At 63.5% G+C, this 14,833-nt stretch carries 13 protein-coding genes; 4 read left to right on the top strand and 9 right to left on the bottom strand.

What is annotated here, in order from left to right:
• Nucleotides 1-104 precede the first annotated feature (104 nt).
• The 4 genes from ABGT83_RS12365 to ABGT83_RS12350 all read right to left on the bottom strand — a co-directional run bounded on the left by ABGT83_RS12365 (nt 105) and on the right by ABGT83_RS12350 (nt 4,264).
• Nucleotides 105-1,220: a DUF1648 domain-containing protein gene (locus tag ABGT83_RS12365; RefSeq protein ID WP_346687848.1), complete on the bottom strand. Its 1,116-nt coding sequence runs from the start codon at nt 1,218-1,220 to the stop codon at nt 105-107.
• Nucleotides 1,220-1,717, bottom strand: coding sequence for a GntR family transcriptional regulator (locus tag ABGT83_RS12360; RefSeq protein ID WP_103263848.1), 498 nt, complete (start codon nt 1,715-1,717; stop codon nt 1,220-1,222). The genes ABGT83_RS12365 and ABGT83_RS12360 overlap by 1 nt, the downstream gene beginning before the upstream one ends.
• Before the next feature lie 92 nt (nt 1,718-1,809).
• Nucleotides 1,810-3,396 carry a putative ABC transporter permease subunit gene (locus ABGT83_RS12355; protein ID WP_346687846.1) on the bottom strand — a complete coding sequence of 529 codons (1,587 nt, stop codon included), beginning with the start codon at nt 3,394-3,396 and terminating at the stop codon, nt 1,810-1,812.
• 13 nt (nt 3,397-3,409) lie between these two features.
• On the bottom strand, nt 3,410-4,264 hold the full coding sequence (locus ABGT83_RS12350) for an ABC transporter ATP-binding protein (protein ID WP_428994609.1): 855 nt from the start codon (nt 4,262-4,264) through the stop codon (nt 3,410-3,412).
• 313 nt (nt 4,265-4,577) lie between these two features.
• Here ABGT83_RS12350 and ABGT83_RS12345 point away from each other — a divergent pair, with 313 nt between their 5' ends.
• Together ABGT83_RS12345 and ABGT83_RS12340 are read left to right on the top strand one after the other, a co-directional pair.
• Nucleotides 4,578-5,570 carry a CPBP family intramembrane glutamic endopeptidase gene (locus tag ABGT83_RS12345; protein WP_346687844.1) on the top strand — a complete coding sequence of 331 codons (993 nt, stop codon included), beginning with the start codon at nt 4,578-4,580 and terminating at the stop codon, nt 5,568-5,570.
• Between the two features lie 330 nt (nt 5,571-5,900).
• The gene (locus ABGT83_RS12340; RefSeq protein WP_239926183.1) at nt 5,901-7,160 is read left to right on the top strand and encodes a DEAD/DEAH box helicase; all 1,260 of its coding nucleotides are present in this window, start codon (nt 5,901-5,903) and stop codon (nt 7,158-7,160) included.
• A 126-nt stretch (nt 7,161-7,286) separates the two neighbouring features.
• On the opposite strand, the gene ABGT83_RS12335 is transcribed toward ABGT83_RS12340, so the two are convergent.
• The 5 genes from ABGT83_RS12335 to nhaA all read right to left on the bottom strand — a co-directional run bounded on the left by ABGT83_RS12335 (nt 7,287) and on the right by nhaA (nt 13,656).
• The gene (locus tag ABGT83_RS12335; RefSeq protein ID WP_103263844.1) at nt 7,287-8,666 is read right to left on the bottom strand and encodes a DHA2 family efflux MFS transporter permease subunit; all 1,380 of its coding nucleotides are present in this window, start codon (nt 8,664-8,666) and stop codon (nt 7,287-7,289) included.
• Between the two features lie 9 nt (nt 8,667-8,675).
• The gene (gene pth / locus ABGT83_RS12330) at nt 8,676-9,233 is read right to left on the bottom strand and encodes an aminoacyl-tRNA hydrolase (protein WP_103263843.1); all 558 of its coding nucleotides are present in this window, start codon (nt 9,231-9,233) and stop codon (nt 8,676-8,678) included.
• A 6-nt stretch (nt 9,234-9,239) separates the two neighbouring features.
• Nucleotides 9,240-10,205, bottom strand: coding sequence for a ribose-phosphate diphosphokinase (locus tag ABGT83_RS12325; RefSeq protein ID WP_103263842.1), 966 nt, complete (start codon nt 10,203-10,205; stop codon nt 9,240-9,242).
• Nucleotides 10,206-10,366: 161 nt separating this feature from the next.
• Entirely contained in the window at nt 10,367-11,746 is a 1,380-nt protein-coding gene (gene glmU / locus ABGT83_RS12320) for a bifunctional UDP-N-acetylglucosamine diphosphorylase/glucosamine-1-phosphate N-acetyltransferase GlmU (protein WP_103263841.1), read from the bottom strand.
• Between the two features lie 104 nt (nt 11,747-11,850).
• Nucleotides 11,851-13,656: a Na+/H+ antiporter NhaA gene (nhaA, locus tag ABGT83_RS12315; RefSeq protein ID WP_103264231.1), complete on the bottom strand. Its 1,806-nt coding sequence runs from the start codon at nt 13,654-13,656 to the stop codon at nt 11,851-11,853.
• 336 nt (nt 13,657-13,992) lie between these two features.
• Here nhaA and hpf point away from each other — a divergent pair, with 336 nt between their 5' ends.
• Together hpf and ABGT83_RS12305 are read left to right on the top strand one after the other, a co-directional pair.
• Nucleotides 13,993-14,571 (top strand): ribosome hibernation-promoting factor, HPF/YfiA family, encoded by a 579-nt coding sequence (hpf, locus tag ABGT83_RS12310; protein ID WP_103263840.1) that lies wholly within the window; start codon nt 13,993-13,995, stop codon nt 14,569-14,571.
• Between the two features lie 4 nt (nt 14,572-14,575).
• Nucleotides 14,576-14,794 (top strand): acyl carrier protein, encoded by a 219-nt coding sequence (locus tag ABGT83_RS12305; RefSeq protein WP_103263839.1) that lies wholly within the window; start codon nt 14,576-14,578, stop codon nt 14,792-14,794.
• The last annotated feature ends 39 nt before the right edge of the window (nt 14,795-14,833 follow it).

Genomic DNA, 14,833 nt, shown 5'->3' with positions numbered 1-14,833 from the left:
CGCACGATCGCCTTTCATGATAGCCCACCGAAAGCGCAAGCGCGAACACAAGGGCTGAGCGAAAGATGGGTTTCAGCTAGCAGGTTCTCCCGGGCGGACATCCCTCAGAACAGCACCATTACCGCCACAACGAACGCCACCGTTAGCACAAGCCCGCCGACGACGATGGCCCACACAGCTGGACGCGCGAAGTTGAGCGTCCAGCCCACGCCGAACCGCTCGGGCAAGAACAGGCTGGCGTCGTCGGGGTTGAAGTAGAACACGCCGAACTTCCAGTACCGATCGTCGTCCACGAGCAGTCGGTCGGACGTCTGCATACGTTTGAACACGCGCGAACCGGCCTGGCCGTACACGACGCTCACTGCCATGCCGCCGATGCACAGCACGAGCGCGGCGATCATCACGAGCACGCCCGCCTGCCCCAAGTTGATCAGGTTCATGAACGACAGCGGCATGGCGATCATCGCCACCGCTATCACGAGGCCGCCCACCACGAGGTAGATGCTCTGCGCCCGGGCGAACAGGCCGTATGCGAGCGCCGATGTTGCCGGCGCGCCAGGCTCGGCCCACTTCTTCGAATGGGCGATGGTCCAGTGGGAGAATGCGAAGCACAAGCCCATGAAGGCTTGGATGAGCACGGGCATCCACAGGATGATCGGGGTCTTCTCGGCGTAGCGGTTCACCGTGCCGTCGAAGTCCATGTGCATGGGGATCTGGTCGGGCATGTGCGCGTAGCCGATCGCGCCCACCGCGAATGTGATCAGCATGACGGGCAGGTACAGCAGGTTCCACTTCACCGAGACGGCGTGGGGCACGGGCTGTTCGCCCACCACCGCGACGGACTCCTGCGCATCGGCCTCCCAGCCGTGCTCGTTCTTGTACGCGGTCATCTTCGCCCGGTACACCAGCATGAGCCCGTAGCCGCCCGCGGTCAGCCCGAGCGACCCGACGATCAGCACGCCCATCACGCCGTCCACGTTGCCTGCAGCCGCGCAGGCGAACCCCGCCAGGGTGAACGCAGCCGTAGCCGCGCCGACGACGACCGCGTAGCGGCGCTTGAGCGCCTTGACGTACGGGTCGTTCTGCTCGGACGTGGGAACGGTGACCGCGAACACCTCGCCGCGCCGCATGAGATAGGGGGTCGCGGCCATGAACGCGCCGATAATCGGAACAAGCAACGACGTGACCAGCATGATAGCCGTCAGATCGAATCCCTCCACTACCACGCACCTCCCCCGAGCACCGGCTCGCACGACACGGCGCCGTCGGCCCCCGCATCGTGCGCCTCGTTCGATGCGCGAGCGTCTGACACGTCCGACCGCGCGCCCGCCCCATAGGCGCGCGCGGCTTGGCGCTGCGCGCATTCCAGGAACTCACCCCAGCTGCCGCCGCGCGCGCGATGCGCCAGCGCCAACTCAAACAGGCCGTCCTCCATCTTCGCCAGCTCAATCTGCGCACGATCGGCCCGGTCGTCTTCGCACGGGTCGGCAATGTAGGCGCCCGAACGGCCCCGCATGAGCACGTATCCTTCGTCGCGCAACACAGCGTACGCCTTGTTCACCGTGTGCAGGTTGATTCCCAAGTCGCTGGCCAGCGCGCGCACGGAGGGCAATGCGGCTCCGGGCTCGAGCTCGCCGCGAGCGATGGCCGCGATGATCTGACCGCGCAATTGCAGATACAGCGGCTCTTCCGACTTCTGATCTATGCGGATGACCATGCAGACCCTCCTTCACCAGGATGTAAACGCACCGGCAACGCTTCATTGGTCACGCTCATGATACATCCTTTCCCTCGTCGAGCCGACGATCCTTACACCGAAAGCCCGCGCTTCACCGTGGCGCGATACAGCGCAAGCGAGCCCGCGCCCGCGACGAGGGCAATCAGCAACGACGCCGGCGCACCCAACAACGTCGCAGCTGCCATACCGACAAAGGCGAACCCCATGCCGGCGAACACCACGACGAACACGGGCATGCCGCGCTTGACCGGCTCGTACACGGTGGTCCAGTCATAGCGCGGACGACGTGCGTCGAGCGCGAGCCCCAGAAACGTCGCCAGCAGGCATGCCGCCAGCGGCACCGCGAACAACGCCACAATCGACAGCGCGTCGAGCGGCAACGACACGGCGATGAGCAGGGCGGACAGCACGAGAAACGGCACGCCGACAAGCAGGTTGACAGCCGCCTTCGCGCCAAGCACCGTGGAAGCGGGAACCGGCGCGGTCAGCATGAGCCAACGTGCCGAGCCTTCGAGCGACACCGATGCGGCCGTCGTGGACGAGATGCTGCAGAAGAACGCGAGCCCCCAAGGAGCAATCGCGCCCAAAAAAGGCGCAAGCTCGGGAGGCAGCAGGTCGAGCGACATTATGCCCGTCGCCGTGCCCACCGCGACGGCGACGGCCGCCACGAACACGAGCACGTAGCCGATGCAGGCGTTCATCAGGTAGATGGGCGTGGCCACCAGCAACCGGGCCTCCTTGATCACGAGGGCGCGCAGCGGCGTGCTCGATTTCGCGCTGGCGCCCTTATCGTCGAACGAGAAGGTCCCACGCGGGCGCGACGACATGAGCAGCGTGTTCACCGGCACGAACAGACGCACGACGAGCGTGAGCACCACGCCCGCCGCCACGAGGTTCACGACGGCGAAGGCGAGGAACTGCACGAGATCGCCCTCGACGATGCCCGCAGCAGCCCACATGGCAGGCGGGAACGCCGATGCCAGCTGGGTCGTCAGCTGAGTGCCCAACGCGGTCATAGCCGCCATATCGTCGGCCTGCGACGAGAACGCCAGCGAGCCGAACACGGCCGCCAACGTGGCCGCCAGGGTGAGCACAATCACCACGATGTTCGCGTGCTTGAAGCGCGCCGACACCGCCGCGATCAGCACGGCCAGCACGATGGCCACCGCAAGCGGCAGCAGCGGCGCCAGCACCACGGATAGCGCCATGCAAACGACGCCCGTCGCAGTCACGCCTGCATGTGCTGCGTACACGGCGAAGGCCGGCACCATCGCCAACAGGCCGAACAGGAGGCTCATGGCGTACAGGGACGCGATGCGCGACAGCACCACCGACGAGATGGGTACCGGCAGCGACATCACGAGGTCGTAGTCCTTGAAGCCGAACAGCACGCCGTTCGTTTTGAGGAACGCCGCCACCGCGCCGGCAACGGCGCCGACGAGCACCGCGACGAGTGGGATGGCCTCGGGCAGCCCCATCTGAACGAGCGCCTGCGCCACGCCCGACGAGTACATGGCGGCGAACAGCACCACGGCGATCACGACCAGCGCCGCGACGGCCAGCGTGCGCTTCGCTTTCGCCGGATCGGCGTGCAGCGTCTTGTTGATGCTGAACAATCCCAGCAGTTGGATTTTCAGCAGAAGCACGAAGGAACGCATGGCTATCGCCCCCCTACCGCGCGCCAACAGCGTCGGTAACGGAGGAGGGCGCAGCGCGGTCGATCATGTCTAGGAACACGTCTTCCAGGCTCTCGTCGCCGACGACCTCGGCCGTCGGGCCGCACGCGCGCAACGTGCCCTGCTTGATGATGGCCACTTTGTTGCACAACTTCTCCACCACTTCCAGCACATGGCTCGAGAAGAACACGGCCGACCCGCGATCGGCCAGCTCGCGAAGCATTTCCTTCACGTGGAAGGACGCCTCGGGGTCGAGGCCGACGAACGGCTCGTCCAACACGAGCAGCGTCGGCTCGTGCACAAGCGCGCCGATGAGCACGAGCTTCTGACGCATGCCGTGGGAGTACGAGGACACGAGATCGCCCAGCGCCGAGGTGAGGCTCAACCGGTCCGCATGCTCGCGGATACGGCGCTCGCGCACGTCGATGGGCACCTCGAAGATATCCGAGATGTAGTTGAGGTACTGGATGCCCGTGAGGAACTCGTAGATGTCGGGGTTGTCGGGCACGTAGGCCGTCATGCGCTTGCACGCGAGCGCGTCGGTCCTCACCGACTGGCCCGCGATGCGGATGTCGCCCTCGTCGAAGCCCGTTACGCCTACGATGGCGCGGATAAGCGTGGTTTTGCCGGCGCCGTTGTGGCCGATGAATCCGAAGATGTCACCCGGCATGACATCGAGCGTCACGTGGTCCACGGCGCGCTTCGCGCCGAACGTCTTGACCACGTGGTTGACTGAAAGCACCGGTGCCCTATGGTTGCTAGATGCGACGGCGCGGGTTATCGGAGTCGCATGGCTGCCGGGCACGACAGCGCAGGTTGCAGAAGCGGCCTTCTTCTCTTGCTCGTTCATACGAGATCCTTTCGCTATCCTTGAACCGTTCGCGGTCGTTGACCCCTCCGCGACTATTTGTTATATTTATGCTATAACAGATGGAACAAAGATGCAAGGGACGGAACGAACAAGTCGGGCCCGGATGCGCTGCACGGTTATAGTACTCGGCAAAGCCTCCGATTGACCCGTACCGATGTTTCACGTGAAACATCGGTACGCACGAACAAGGGTTTACGTAAAACGCATCTCGGTTGCGAAAGCGAGGAGGAACGATGAAGCGTACCACAGCCGCACAACGCGCGGCCGTGCGCTCCGGAAGCGAGGAGGAACAATGAAGCGCATCTTGATCTTTTTAGGAGTCACGTTTTTTCTGACGTGGGCGTACGAATTCGGAGTGGTATACCCGGTCTCGTCGGGAGCGCTCGTCGGCATCCCGCCGGTCGCGGCGCAGTTCGTCACCGGCGGGGCTATGGTCTTCCCCGCCATCGGCGTGCTGATCACGCGCCTCATCACGCGCGAGGGGTTCAAGAATAGCGTCATCAAACCGCGCGGATTTAAGAAGTCGTTGCCATGGTTCCTCGTGGCATGGTTCGGCCCGCCGGCGCTGGCCGTCGTGGGCGCAGCCGTGTACTTCCTCGCATTCCCGCAGGACTTCGATCCCTCGATGTCGCTCATGCTGGGTACCGCGCAGCAACAGATGGAAGCTGCCGGAGGCGCGCAGATACCCGTTGATGCGCTGCGCTCGATGCTGCTCATGCAGCTGCCCTTCGCCGTGCTCTTGGCGCCCGCGCTCAACATCTTCACCACGTTCGGCGAGGAATGGGGCTGGCGAGGATACCTGGTGCCAAAGATGTCCGCCAAGCTGCGCATCGTGCCGGCACTGCTGGTCACCGGCGTGATCTGGGGGCTTTGGCACGCGCCGCTGACGGTAATCGGACACAACTACGGCGTGGGCTATCCCGGTTGGCCGTTCGCAGGTATCGCCGCCATGTGTGCGTTCTGCATTGTGATGGGCATCTTCCTCACGTACGTCACCGTGCGCACAGGCAGTTGTCTGGCCGCCGCCATCGGGCACGGGGCCGTCAACGGCTTCCTGAACGCCGTCGTGCTCTTCTCGGCCACCGGCGGCAATCCCTTCGTAGGACCACTCTCCACCGGCATCGTCGGCGGCAGCGCTTTCATCGCAGTGGCAGCTCTGATGCTCTGGGACCTGCATCGTCGTGAGAAGGCCGGCACGCTAAACATGCCGCAAGCGGGCCTCCCCGACGGCATGACGAAGGCCGACCTCGCGCAGAACGCAGAACTTCGCCAGCAAACCAACTGAGCTGCGAAGCCGTGAAAGGCGCTGCTGCTCGAGCCGCGCTCCGCACATCGCGTAGCGCGCCCACCGACGGCGAAGCGGAGACGCCGGGTTCAGACAGAACCGCGTTCCGCGCATAGCGTAGCGCGCCCACCTGTGGTTTTCCTCTTTAATTCGAGCGCTTTGAGGCTTTTTGGACAGCGGTGCCGCTGATCGAGCATCATACTGGCAAACATAGGCTTTACGGTTCCGTTCCCTTGACGCTCGTCCCGCATGCGGACGACAACGGCGCAGGTAAAGCCGCGGGCGCGCAGCAAGCGCGCAACGTCAGACGCATACGGTTCGGAGAACAGCGTGACCACATCGTTTCAAAACCTCGGCCTGACCGAGACGACTCTGCCCGCCATCGAAAAGCTGGGCTACACCGAGCCCACGCCGGTTCAGGAGCAGGCTATCCCGCTCGCCCTCGCCGGACGCGACGTAGTGGCCGCTGCCAAGACGGGAACCGGCAAGACAGCGGCGTTTTCGCTCCCCATTATCGAGCGCATCGGCCGAGCCAAGCGGCCGGGCGCGCCCAAAGCCCTCATCGTCACTCCCACGCGCGAGCTTGCTCAGCAGATCGACGATGCGTGCGCCGCGCTCACGAAAAACTCGAAGCATCGGGTACTCACCATTGTGGGCGGCATGCCGTACAAGAATCAAATCGAGAAGCTCAAACGCGGAGTCGACATCCTCGTTGCGACGCCCGGCCGGCTTTTCGATCTCATGGAGCGGCGCGACGTGAAACTCGACGACGTCGAAATCCTCGTGCTCGACGAGGCCGATCGCATGCTCGACATGGGATTCTGGCCTACCATGAAAAAGATTGTTGCCGCTACGCCGAAAGAGCGCCAGACGCTGCTGTTCTCGGCCACCATCGACCGTGCGGTCATGCGCAGCGTGAGCTCCATCCTCAACGATCCCGCCTTTGTCGAGATCGCGCATCGCGGCGAAACTGCGGACACCATTGATCAATTCATCATGCCCATTACTCAAACGGGCAAGCCCGCCCTGCTGCGAGCGCTGCTCGAGGAAAAGGGCGCCCGTCGGGTCATCGTGTTCACCCGCACGAAAAGCCGCGCCGACATATGCACGCGGCAACTGCGCGAGGCGGGCTTCAAGGTAGAATCCATCCATTCCGACAAGACGCAGGCGAAGCGCCAGCAGGCGCTCGACCGGTTCACGAACGGCAAGCTGGAAGTGCTCGTGGCCACCGACGTGCTCGCGCGCGGCATCGACATCTCGCAGGTGGAGCGCGTGATCAACTACGATGTGCCGGAATCGCCCGAAGACTACGTCCACCGCATCGGTCGCACCGGTCGCGCCGGGGAAGCGGGTTTCGCCATCACGTTCGTCACGCCCGACGACAAGGCGTCGCTTCGCGATATCGAGAAGCTCATCGGCACCACGATCCCCCACCTGAAGATCGACAGCTACGACAACTCGCAAGCCGAAGATGCGCTCGAGAAGCGCTTCGTCGCAGCACCGAAGAACATGAGCGCCTCGGCGTTCTCCCGCTCCATCAAGTTCGGACGCGGGGGACGAGGCGGTCGAGGAGGCATGCGCCGCCGGTAGCCAAGGGCACGCTCTCGGCAGTGCGCTCGTTCAGGCCAGCGCGCCCTCAACTTGGCGCAAGCTTCAGCCGAACGCCCGCTTGGTGCGCCGCTGCTCGACTCGCCCACGCCCCTCCATCGACGCTCGCTAGCGCACCTTCGCCACGATGAAACCGAATGTCGCCACGGCCATCAGCGCCGAGAAGCCGAACGCCAGCTGGTAGGCGAGCGCAGGATCAGCCGTGCCCGCCGCTGATGCGCCCGCCATCGTGATGATGAACACCATGACCGACGTGCCCAGCGAGGCGCATGCTTGGCGCGCTGCGATGCAGAACGACGAACCGTCCGACACGATAGGCCGCGGCAAGTCCGCAAGACACCATGACGTGAGTGGCCCCACCAGTCCCGACACCCCAATAGCGCGCACGGCTTGGCAGAGCGTCACCACATATAAGGGCGTGTCCGCTTCCAAAAACGACATGAGCACCGCCCCTGTCGCCAAAAACGCCCCCGAGACAAGCGCGACAGGACGCACGCCGATACGATCGGTCAGCACGCCAGCCAGCGGATTGAGCACGAGCGCCGCGACGGTGCCGGGAAGCAGCACGATACCCGCCTCGAGCGCCGTGCCGCCGCAGAGCCCTTCCACATACAGCGGCACCACAAGCGTGACACCCATGAAGGAGGCATTCAGGAGGTTCTGAGCGACGAAGCCGGCGCGATACTGCGCCGATTTGAATATGTTCATGCTGATGAGCGGATCGTCCACCCGATTTTGCCGACGCACGAACAACACGAGGAACAGCGTCCCCAATAGCATCGGCACCCAAATAAAGGGACTTGCAATGCCGAAACTGCTCGCATCTGAAAACGCTAGGAGCAGTCCGCCGAAGCCCAGCGTTGAAAGCGCGAGCGACACGACGTCGAGTCGGGCGGAGCGGTCAAGCGCAGCGGATGGCTTTATGGCACATGCCGATGCCGCGGCCAACACAGCCATGATGACGACCAGCAGAACGAAAAAGCTCCGCCAACCCCAAGCGAAACTCATCGCACCGCCAATGGTAGGGCCGATGTTGGGCGCAAAACCCATTGCGATACCAGCGATGCCCATGGCCGTAGCCTGACGTCCTGCGGGGAAGCGCGTCATGGCGATGGTCTGCATGAGCGGCATGAGCATGCCAGCGGAGACGGCCTGGCAGATGCGCCCGCCCAGCAGCACGCCGAAGTTCGGCGCGAACAGATCGGCCATCGCTCCTGCCAGAAAAAACCCGAGCGCGATGAACATGTGCTGGCGAACCGAGAAGCGCCGAGAAAGGTACGTGGCCACCGGCACCGTGACGCCGAGCACGAGCATATAGCTAGTCGTAAGCCACTGCCCCAGATCCACAGCCATGCCGAATTCGCCCATAATGTCGGAAAGCATGGCATTGACGGCCGTCTGGGACAGGTTTCCCGATGCCGACGCCAGCACAACGATGGCGAACAGCGCATACACCGCCCTGCGGTCGCTCTGTGCCGTTGTTTCCACGCGCGCCCCCTAGTTGAACACCTGCTGGGTTTTCTCTAACCCCGCGTCCACCAGTGAAAGCGCCGCCTGCGCACCACGATCAACCGCATAGGCAAAATCGTCGGAAGCATCCTTGCGCGGCCGCGACAGCACCCAGTCCACGACCGGCATCCGCCCTGGCGGGCGACCGATGCCCACGCGCACGCGTGCCCAATCTCGCGTTCCTAGCTTGTCGCAGATGGAGCGCAGGCCGTTGTGCCCCGCATGTCCTCCGCCGAACTTGACGCGCACGGTTCCCGGATCGATGTCGAGCTCGTCATGGATCACGATGAGTCGATCGGGCTCAACGCTATAGGCGTTCATGAGCTGTTTTACAGGCCCACCCGATGTATTCATAAAACTCTGTGGCTTCGCAAGCACGATGTCGTGATCACGCCAGACGCCTTTGGCCGTGAGCGACCCGCATTCCGTCTTCCAGTAGCGCGCACCCACTGCCTCGGCGATGACGTCCACCGCATCGAACCCGGCGTTATGCCGGGTGTGCTCGTATTCCTCGCCCGGATTTCCCAAACCTACGATCAAATACATAGTGCGCTACTCGAACAAACGTGCCACGGAACCGTTGGTATAGACATTGTTGATGGTCTGTGCGAACAGCGGGCCCACGGAGAGCACCTTTACCTTGCCCGTCTGGCGCTCGAGCGGCACGGGCACGGCGTTGGTCACCACCACCTCTTCGATGCACGAGTTCGCGATGCGGTCGTATGCCGGGCCGCTGAACAGGCCGTGCGTGGCGCAGGCGTACACCTCAGCGGCGCCTTTCGCCTTGAGCGTGTTAGCCGCCGCCACCAGCGAGCCGGCCGTGTCGATCATGTCGTCGTTGAGGATGCAGATCTTGTCGGTCACATCGCCGATAAGTGCCGTGATCTCGGCCTGGTTGTGCTTCGGGCGGTCCTTGTGCATGATGGCGATGTCGCAGTCGAGCATCGTCGAGAACTTCTTCGCGGCTTTCGCGCGACCTACGTCGGGAGACACCACGCACAGGCGCTCCTGCTCGAGCTGCTTGCTCTTGAAGTAGTCCACGAAGATGGGCATGGCCGTCATATGGTTCACCGGCAAATCGAAAAAACCTTGTATGGCGTCCTGGTGAAGGTCGATAGTGATCACGTTATCCACGCCGGCAGCCGCCAGAAGATCCGCCACGAGCTTGGCGGTAATCGGCTCGCGCGGGGCGGCCTTGCGGTCTTGACGCGCATAGCCATAGTGCGCAACGACCGCCGACACCGTACGGGCCGAGGCGCGCTTGGCCGCATCGGTCATGATGAGCAGCTCCATGAGCGCATCGTTTACGTCGTAGCCTGCGCCGCCGCACACCGACTGGATGAGGAACACGTCGGCGCCACGCACGCTCTCCTGATAGCGCGCGTATATCTCGCCGTTCGCGAACTTCTCGAGCTTGACATTGCCCAGCGCGACGTTGAGCTCCCGAGCGATCTCGTCGGCAAGTTCGGGATTCACCGAACCCGAGAATACCGCCATGCTCTTCTGCATCTCCGTCATGTGCATGCTCCTTCGTCCACCGCGGGCCGCCGCCGCGTCGACTGACTCCTCTTTCCAATGCGCCTATTGTATCCCCAGGCAGCGCGCTCGCGTAGAGGAAACCAGCGCTTTTACGCAGATTGACCGCAACGAGCGATAACCGACGCTCATTGTCGCCTTCCCTACGCTTGCTCCTGGCGTTCGCGCTTCTTGGCCGCCCAGCCTTCGATCGTGCGCTGCTCGGGGCGCGTGAGTCCCAGCGCATCGGCAGGCACGTCTTTCGTAATGCACGAACCCGCGCCGATGATACAGCCGGCGCCGATGTTTACCGGCGCAACCATCATGGTATCGCTTCCCACGAACGCGCCGTCGCCGATGGTGGTGGGCCACTTCTTCTTGCCGTCGTAGTTGCAGGTGATGGATCCCGCGCCGATGTTCACATCCTCGCCGATGGTCGTGTCGCCAATATAGCTGAGGTGCGGCACCTTCGACCCTTTGCCGACTGTCGACTTCTTGATCTCCACGTGCGTACCCGCCTTCGCCCCCTCGCATAGATGCGCCGCGGGGCGCAAGTAGGCCCGCGGCCCGCACGTGGCGCCATCGTCGATGCGCGCCTCGACGGCAACCGTCTCGTCCACCGTGCAGCCGCAACCCACCACGGTATCGGTCAGGCGCGAGTTCGGGCCGATCACGCTGTCCTCCCCCACGCGGGTTCTACCCATGAGAAACGTCTGCGGAAGCAGTTCGACATCCTGGCCGATGACCACGTCGGGACCGATCCACACCTGATCGGGATCGATCATGGTCACGCCCGCGGCCATGTGGGCGCGGTTGATACGCCGCTGCAGGTGTTTTCCGGCCTCAGCCAGCTGGATGCGCGAATTAACGCCAAGGCATTCGCTCGTGTCGTCGCAGGCGAGCGCCTGCACCGGCCGTCCGGCCGCGCGGCAGATCTCCAGCACGTCGGTGAGATAGAATTCGCCCTGGGCGTTGTCGTCGTCTACCTGCTGTAGCGCATCGAACAGCGCCCGTGCGTCGAAGCAGTAGAAGCCCGAGTTGCACTCCCGGATGGCCGCCTCCTCGGGCGATGCATCCTTCTGCTCGACGATACGCGCCACGGCACCGTCGCCGTCGCGCACGATACGCCCGTAACCGAACGGATCATCCAGCTCCATGGAGAGCACCACCGCAGCCGCTTGGGTGCGCTCGCGTTCCGCAATCAGCCGAGCGATGGTTTCGGCCGTGATGAGCGGGCAGTCGCCGGAAAGCACCACCAACGCGCCATCGAAGTCGCCAAGGGCTTCGGCGCACACCGCCACGGCGCCGGCCGTCCCGTTCTGCTCGTGCTGCACCACCGTTTGCGTATCGGCTTCCAGGAGCGGAACCACCTGCTCTCGGGCGTGGCCCACCACGGAAACCACCTGCTCGACGCCCGCCGCGCGCGCCGCGTCCACCACCCAGCGGACGAGCGGCTTGCCCAGCACCTCGTGAGCCACCTTCGGCTTCTTCGATTTCATGCGTGTTCCGGCCCCCGCGGCCAACACGATCGCTGCAGCTTCCACGGCGCTCCTCCTCTTCATCGATCCCTCTCGTCGATACTTTATCGCGGCATGTACCGCTCCGCAGGCGAGCAAGCATCCGACGTGCGGATTGCCCGGCACCTCTTCTACCGCCGCTTCCCATCGTCGCCCGACATGCCCGTCGCATCGTCGGCTTCGCGTTCGAGCGCGTCTTTCAGAAGTTCCGGCCGCTCGCGTCGCAGCACCTCTTCGACGCTCGCAAGCGGCGGCTCACCCGCGTGTTCCCGAAATTCTTCCTGCGCCTTGTCGGCCAGATCGTCTCTGCCCTCTTCCCTCAAAACGCGGACTACCTCGTCGCGCACGGCCTCGCGCACGTCTCCAATGGAGCCGCCGCCCAAAAGACCGCTTTCGCCCAGGTCCACGACGATCTCGAACACCCCGCCGCGCTTCTTCGCGGCCTCGATCTCACCGAGAACGGAAGGATCCTCGAGTTCGCGCAACAGCTCCTGCGTATCGCGCGCCGCCTCGCCGCCCGCCGTCTGGCGGGTCACATCATCGCTGCTGCCCGACAGGTAGGCCACACCCCGCTTCTGCGCAACTTTCGCCTGCGCCATGAGCAGCACGAATCCTAGCACACCCGCAAGCAGCGATGCCACCAAGATGCCCAGCTTGGCGGTGGAGACAAGCGCTTCGTCCGCAAACGCCAGATTCGCCACGAAGATGGACATCGTGAAGCCGACGCCACCCAATACCCCGGCGCCCAGCATGTGGAACCAGTTCACGTTCTCCGGCAGCGAGGCCACCTTCAGCTTCACCACGATAAAGCTCATCAGCATGATGCCCAGGGGCTTGCCTACCAGCAATCCCAGCAAGACGCCATAGAGCACAGGGCTGGCCAGCATGGCGCCCACATCGACGCCAGCGAAACTCACGTCGGCATTCGTCAGTGCAAACAGGGGCAGTATGCCGAAATACACCCACGGGTACAAACGGTGTTCGAGTCGTGTCGCGGGGGGCACCACCTGACGGGCGATGCGGCTGAGCGACCGAACGGTCTCGATGTATGCGCCCTGTGCGATGACGGGCGTCTCGGGCTCGTAGGTCTCGTGCGCCTCCCGCACCTTGGTGCCCGACCAATCGGTGAAGCTCTTCAAGTTCACGCGGGATCCCGACGGGATGACGAACGCCAGCAGCACGCCGGCGATGGTGGAATGCACGCCCGACATGAACACGCAGTACCACAGCACGAGTCCCACAGCCAGATACGGGATGAGGGAGTAGATATGGCTGCGATTCATGAGAACGAGCACCGCGAGCACGCCTGCTGCGCCAGCCAACCACAGAAGCGAGGGGCTGTGCCCGTAGAAAACCGCGATGACAAGGATGGCAATGATATCATCGGCCACGGCAAGCGTGCTGAGAAACACCCGAACGCCACTGGGCACGCGGTTGCCGAGCAACGCCAGAATACCGAGGGCGAAGGCGATGTCGGTGGCCGTGGGTACGCCCCAGCCCTGCACCGACTCCGGGCTGGACGCGTTGAAAGCAAGGTAGAAGGCAATGGGCACCAGCACGCCGCCGATAGCCGCCATGATGGGCAGAATGGCCTGTCGGATGTTCGTCAGCTCGCCCACCGTGAGCTCGTACTTCACCTCGAGGCCGACCAGCAGGAAGAACACGGCCATGAAGATGTCGTTGATGACGTGCGCGAGCGACATGCCGGCGAACGCCTCGCCGAAGAAGAACCCCGCTTCGGTGTGCCAGAACTCCAGAAACGCCTCGTACGCACCGGAATTGGCCACGATAAGCGCGATAACGGCCGCCGCCAGCATTGCGCCGGCCGCCTTCGTCGAAGAGTGGGTGAACTGGATGAGCTTGCGATACCTCGCCTGATGGCCCTGCACTTCGGATATGAAGATGCGCGGAGAGCCGTCGTGATCCTTGTCCGTCATGTCGTCCTCGTCTGCGCGCAGCGGCCTTTCAGCCGCCCGATCGGAATACGGCCCGCCGAGGGGCGATGCGCGCGACGCCCCGGCGGCCACCCGTCCATTATCCTTCATGAGCGCGGCATGTTCGCCGGTTCGTTACGCGTTTTTAAATCGAATTCACAACGCGTTGTAAAATGCCCCGCCAAAATATCAGGAATTGCGCTATCCTGTTGTCATCAGCTTGACGGAAGGAGTCAGCTTGGAGCGCACGAAGAGCATTCGCTGCTTTCTCTGCACGACCAGGCATCGGCTTCATCACGAGCTGTTTTTTTATTCGCCACGAGGTAAGAGGTGATCGCTATGAGCGTTACCGTCACCGGACGCAAAATGCCTGTAACCGATGCACTGCGTCAGTATGCCGACGAGAAGATCGGCAATTCCATGAAAGTTATGGACATCGACCCGTTGGTGGCCGAAGTCGTGCTGTTCGTCGAGAAGAACCCCGCAAACCCCCGCCCCGCCTGCTGCGAAGTGACGCTGCGCACGAAGGGCCACATCATCCGCGTGGAAGAATGCGAAGAAGACATGTACGCGGCCATCGACGTAGCCGCTGCCAAGGTGCTGCGTCAGCTGCGCAAGTACAAGACCCGCGTGATCGACCGCAAGCTGCGCGCTGAAGGCGAGACCATCCGCGCACCCGAAACGGCTGCCAGCGGCGAGTTGGACGTAGACGGCCTTATGGACGAGTTGGCCGGCGAGGAGATCGTGCGCGAAAAGGTGATGGAGTTCGAGCCGCTGACCCGCGACGAGGCGCTCATCAAGATCGACTTGCTAGGCCATGACTTCTTCGCCTACACCGATCGCGACACCGGTATGGTAAACGTGCTGTATCGCCGCGACGATGGCGGCTACGGCCTGCTCAAGCAGAAGGAGGACTAGCATCGTGGCAACCATCGACACCGTGAAGAACATCCTCGAGGAGAATCTCGACATCGATCCCGCAACCGTCGAGGACGACTCCACCTTCGATTCGCTCGGCATCGATTCGCTCGACATGGTCGAACTCATATGCGACCTCGAAGAGGCCTGCGAAGTCGACTTCGGCGAGCCCGAGGGCCTGCAAACCGTCGGCGACCTCGTGAAGTACATCGACTCGCTGTAAAATTCGGCAGCGGCTGCCGCGACGGCCGATCGAGCCTCG

It is taken from the genome of Enteroscipio rubneri, assembly GCF_963929405.1.
In the GTDB taxonomy this organism is placed as follows: domain Bacteria; phylum Actinomycetota; class Coriobacteriia; order Coriobacteriales; family Eggerthellaceae; genus Enteroscipio; species Enteroscipio rubneri.
The sequence above is the reverse complement of the archived record's forward strand: the minus strand, read 5'-3'. Positions and strand labels throughout refer to the sequence as shown.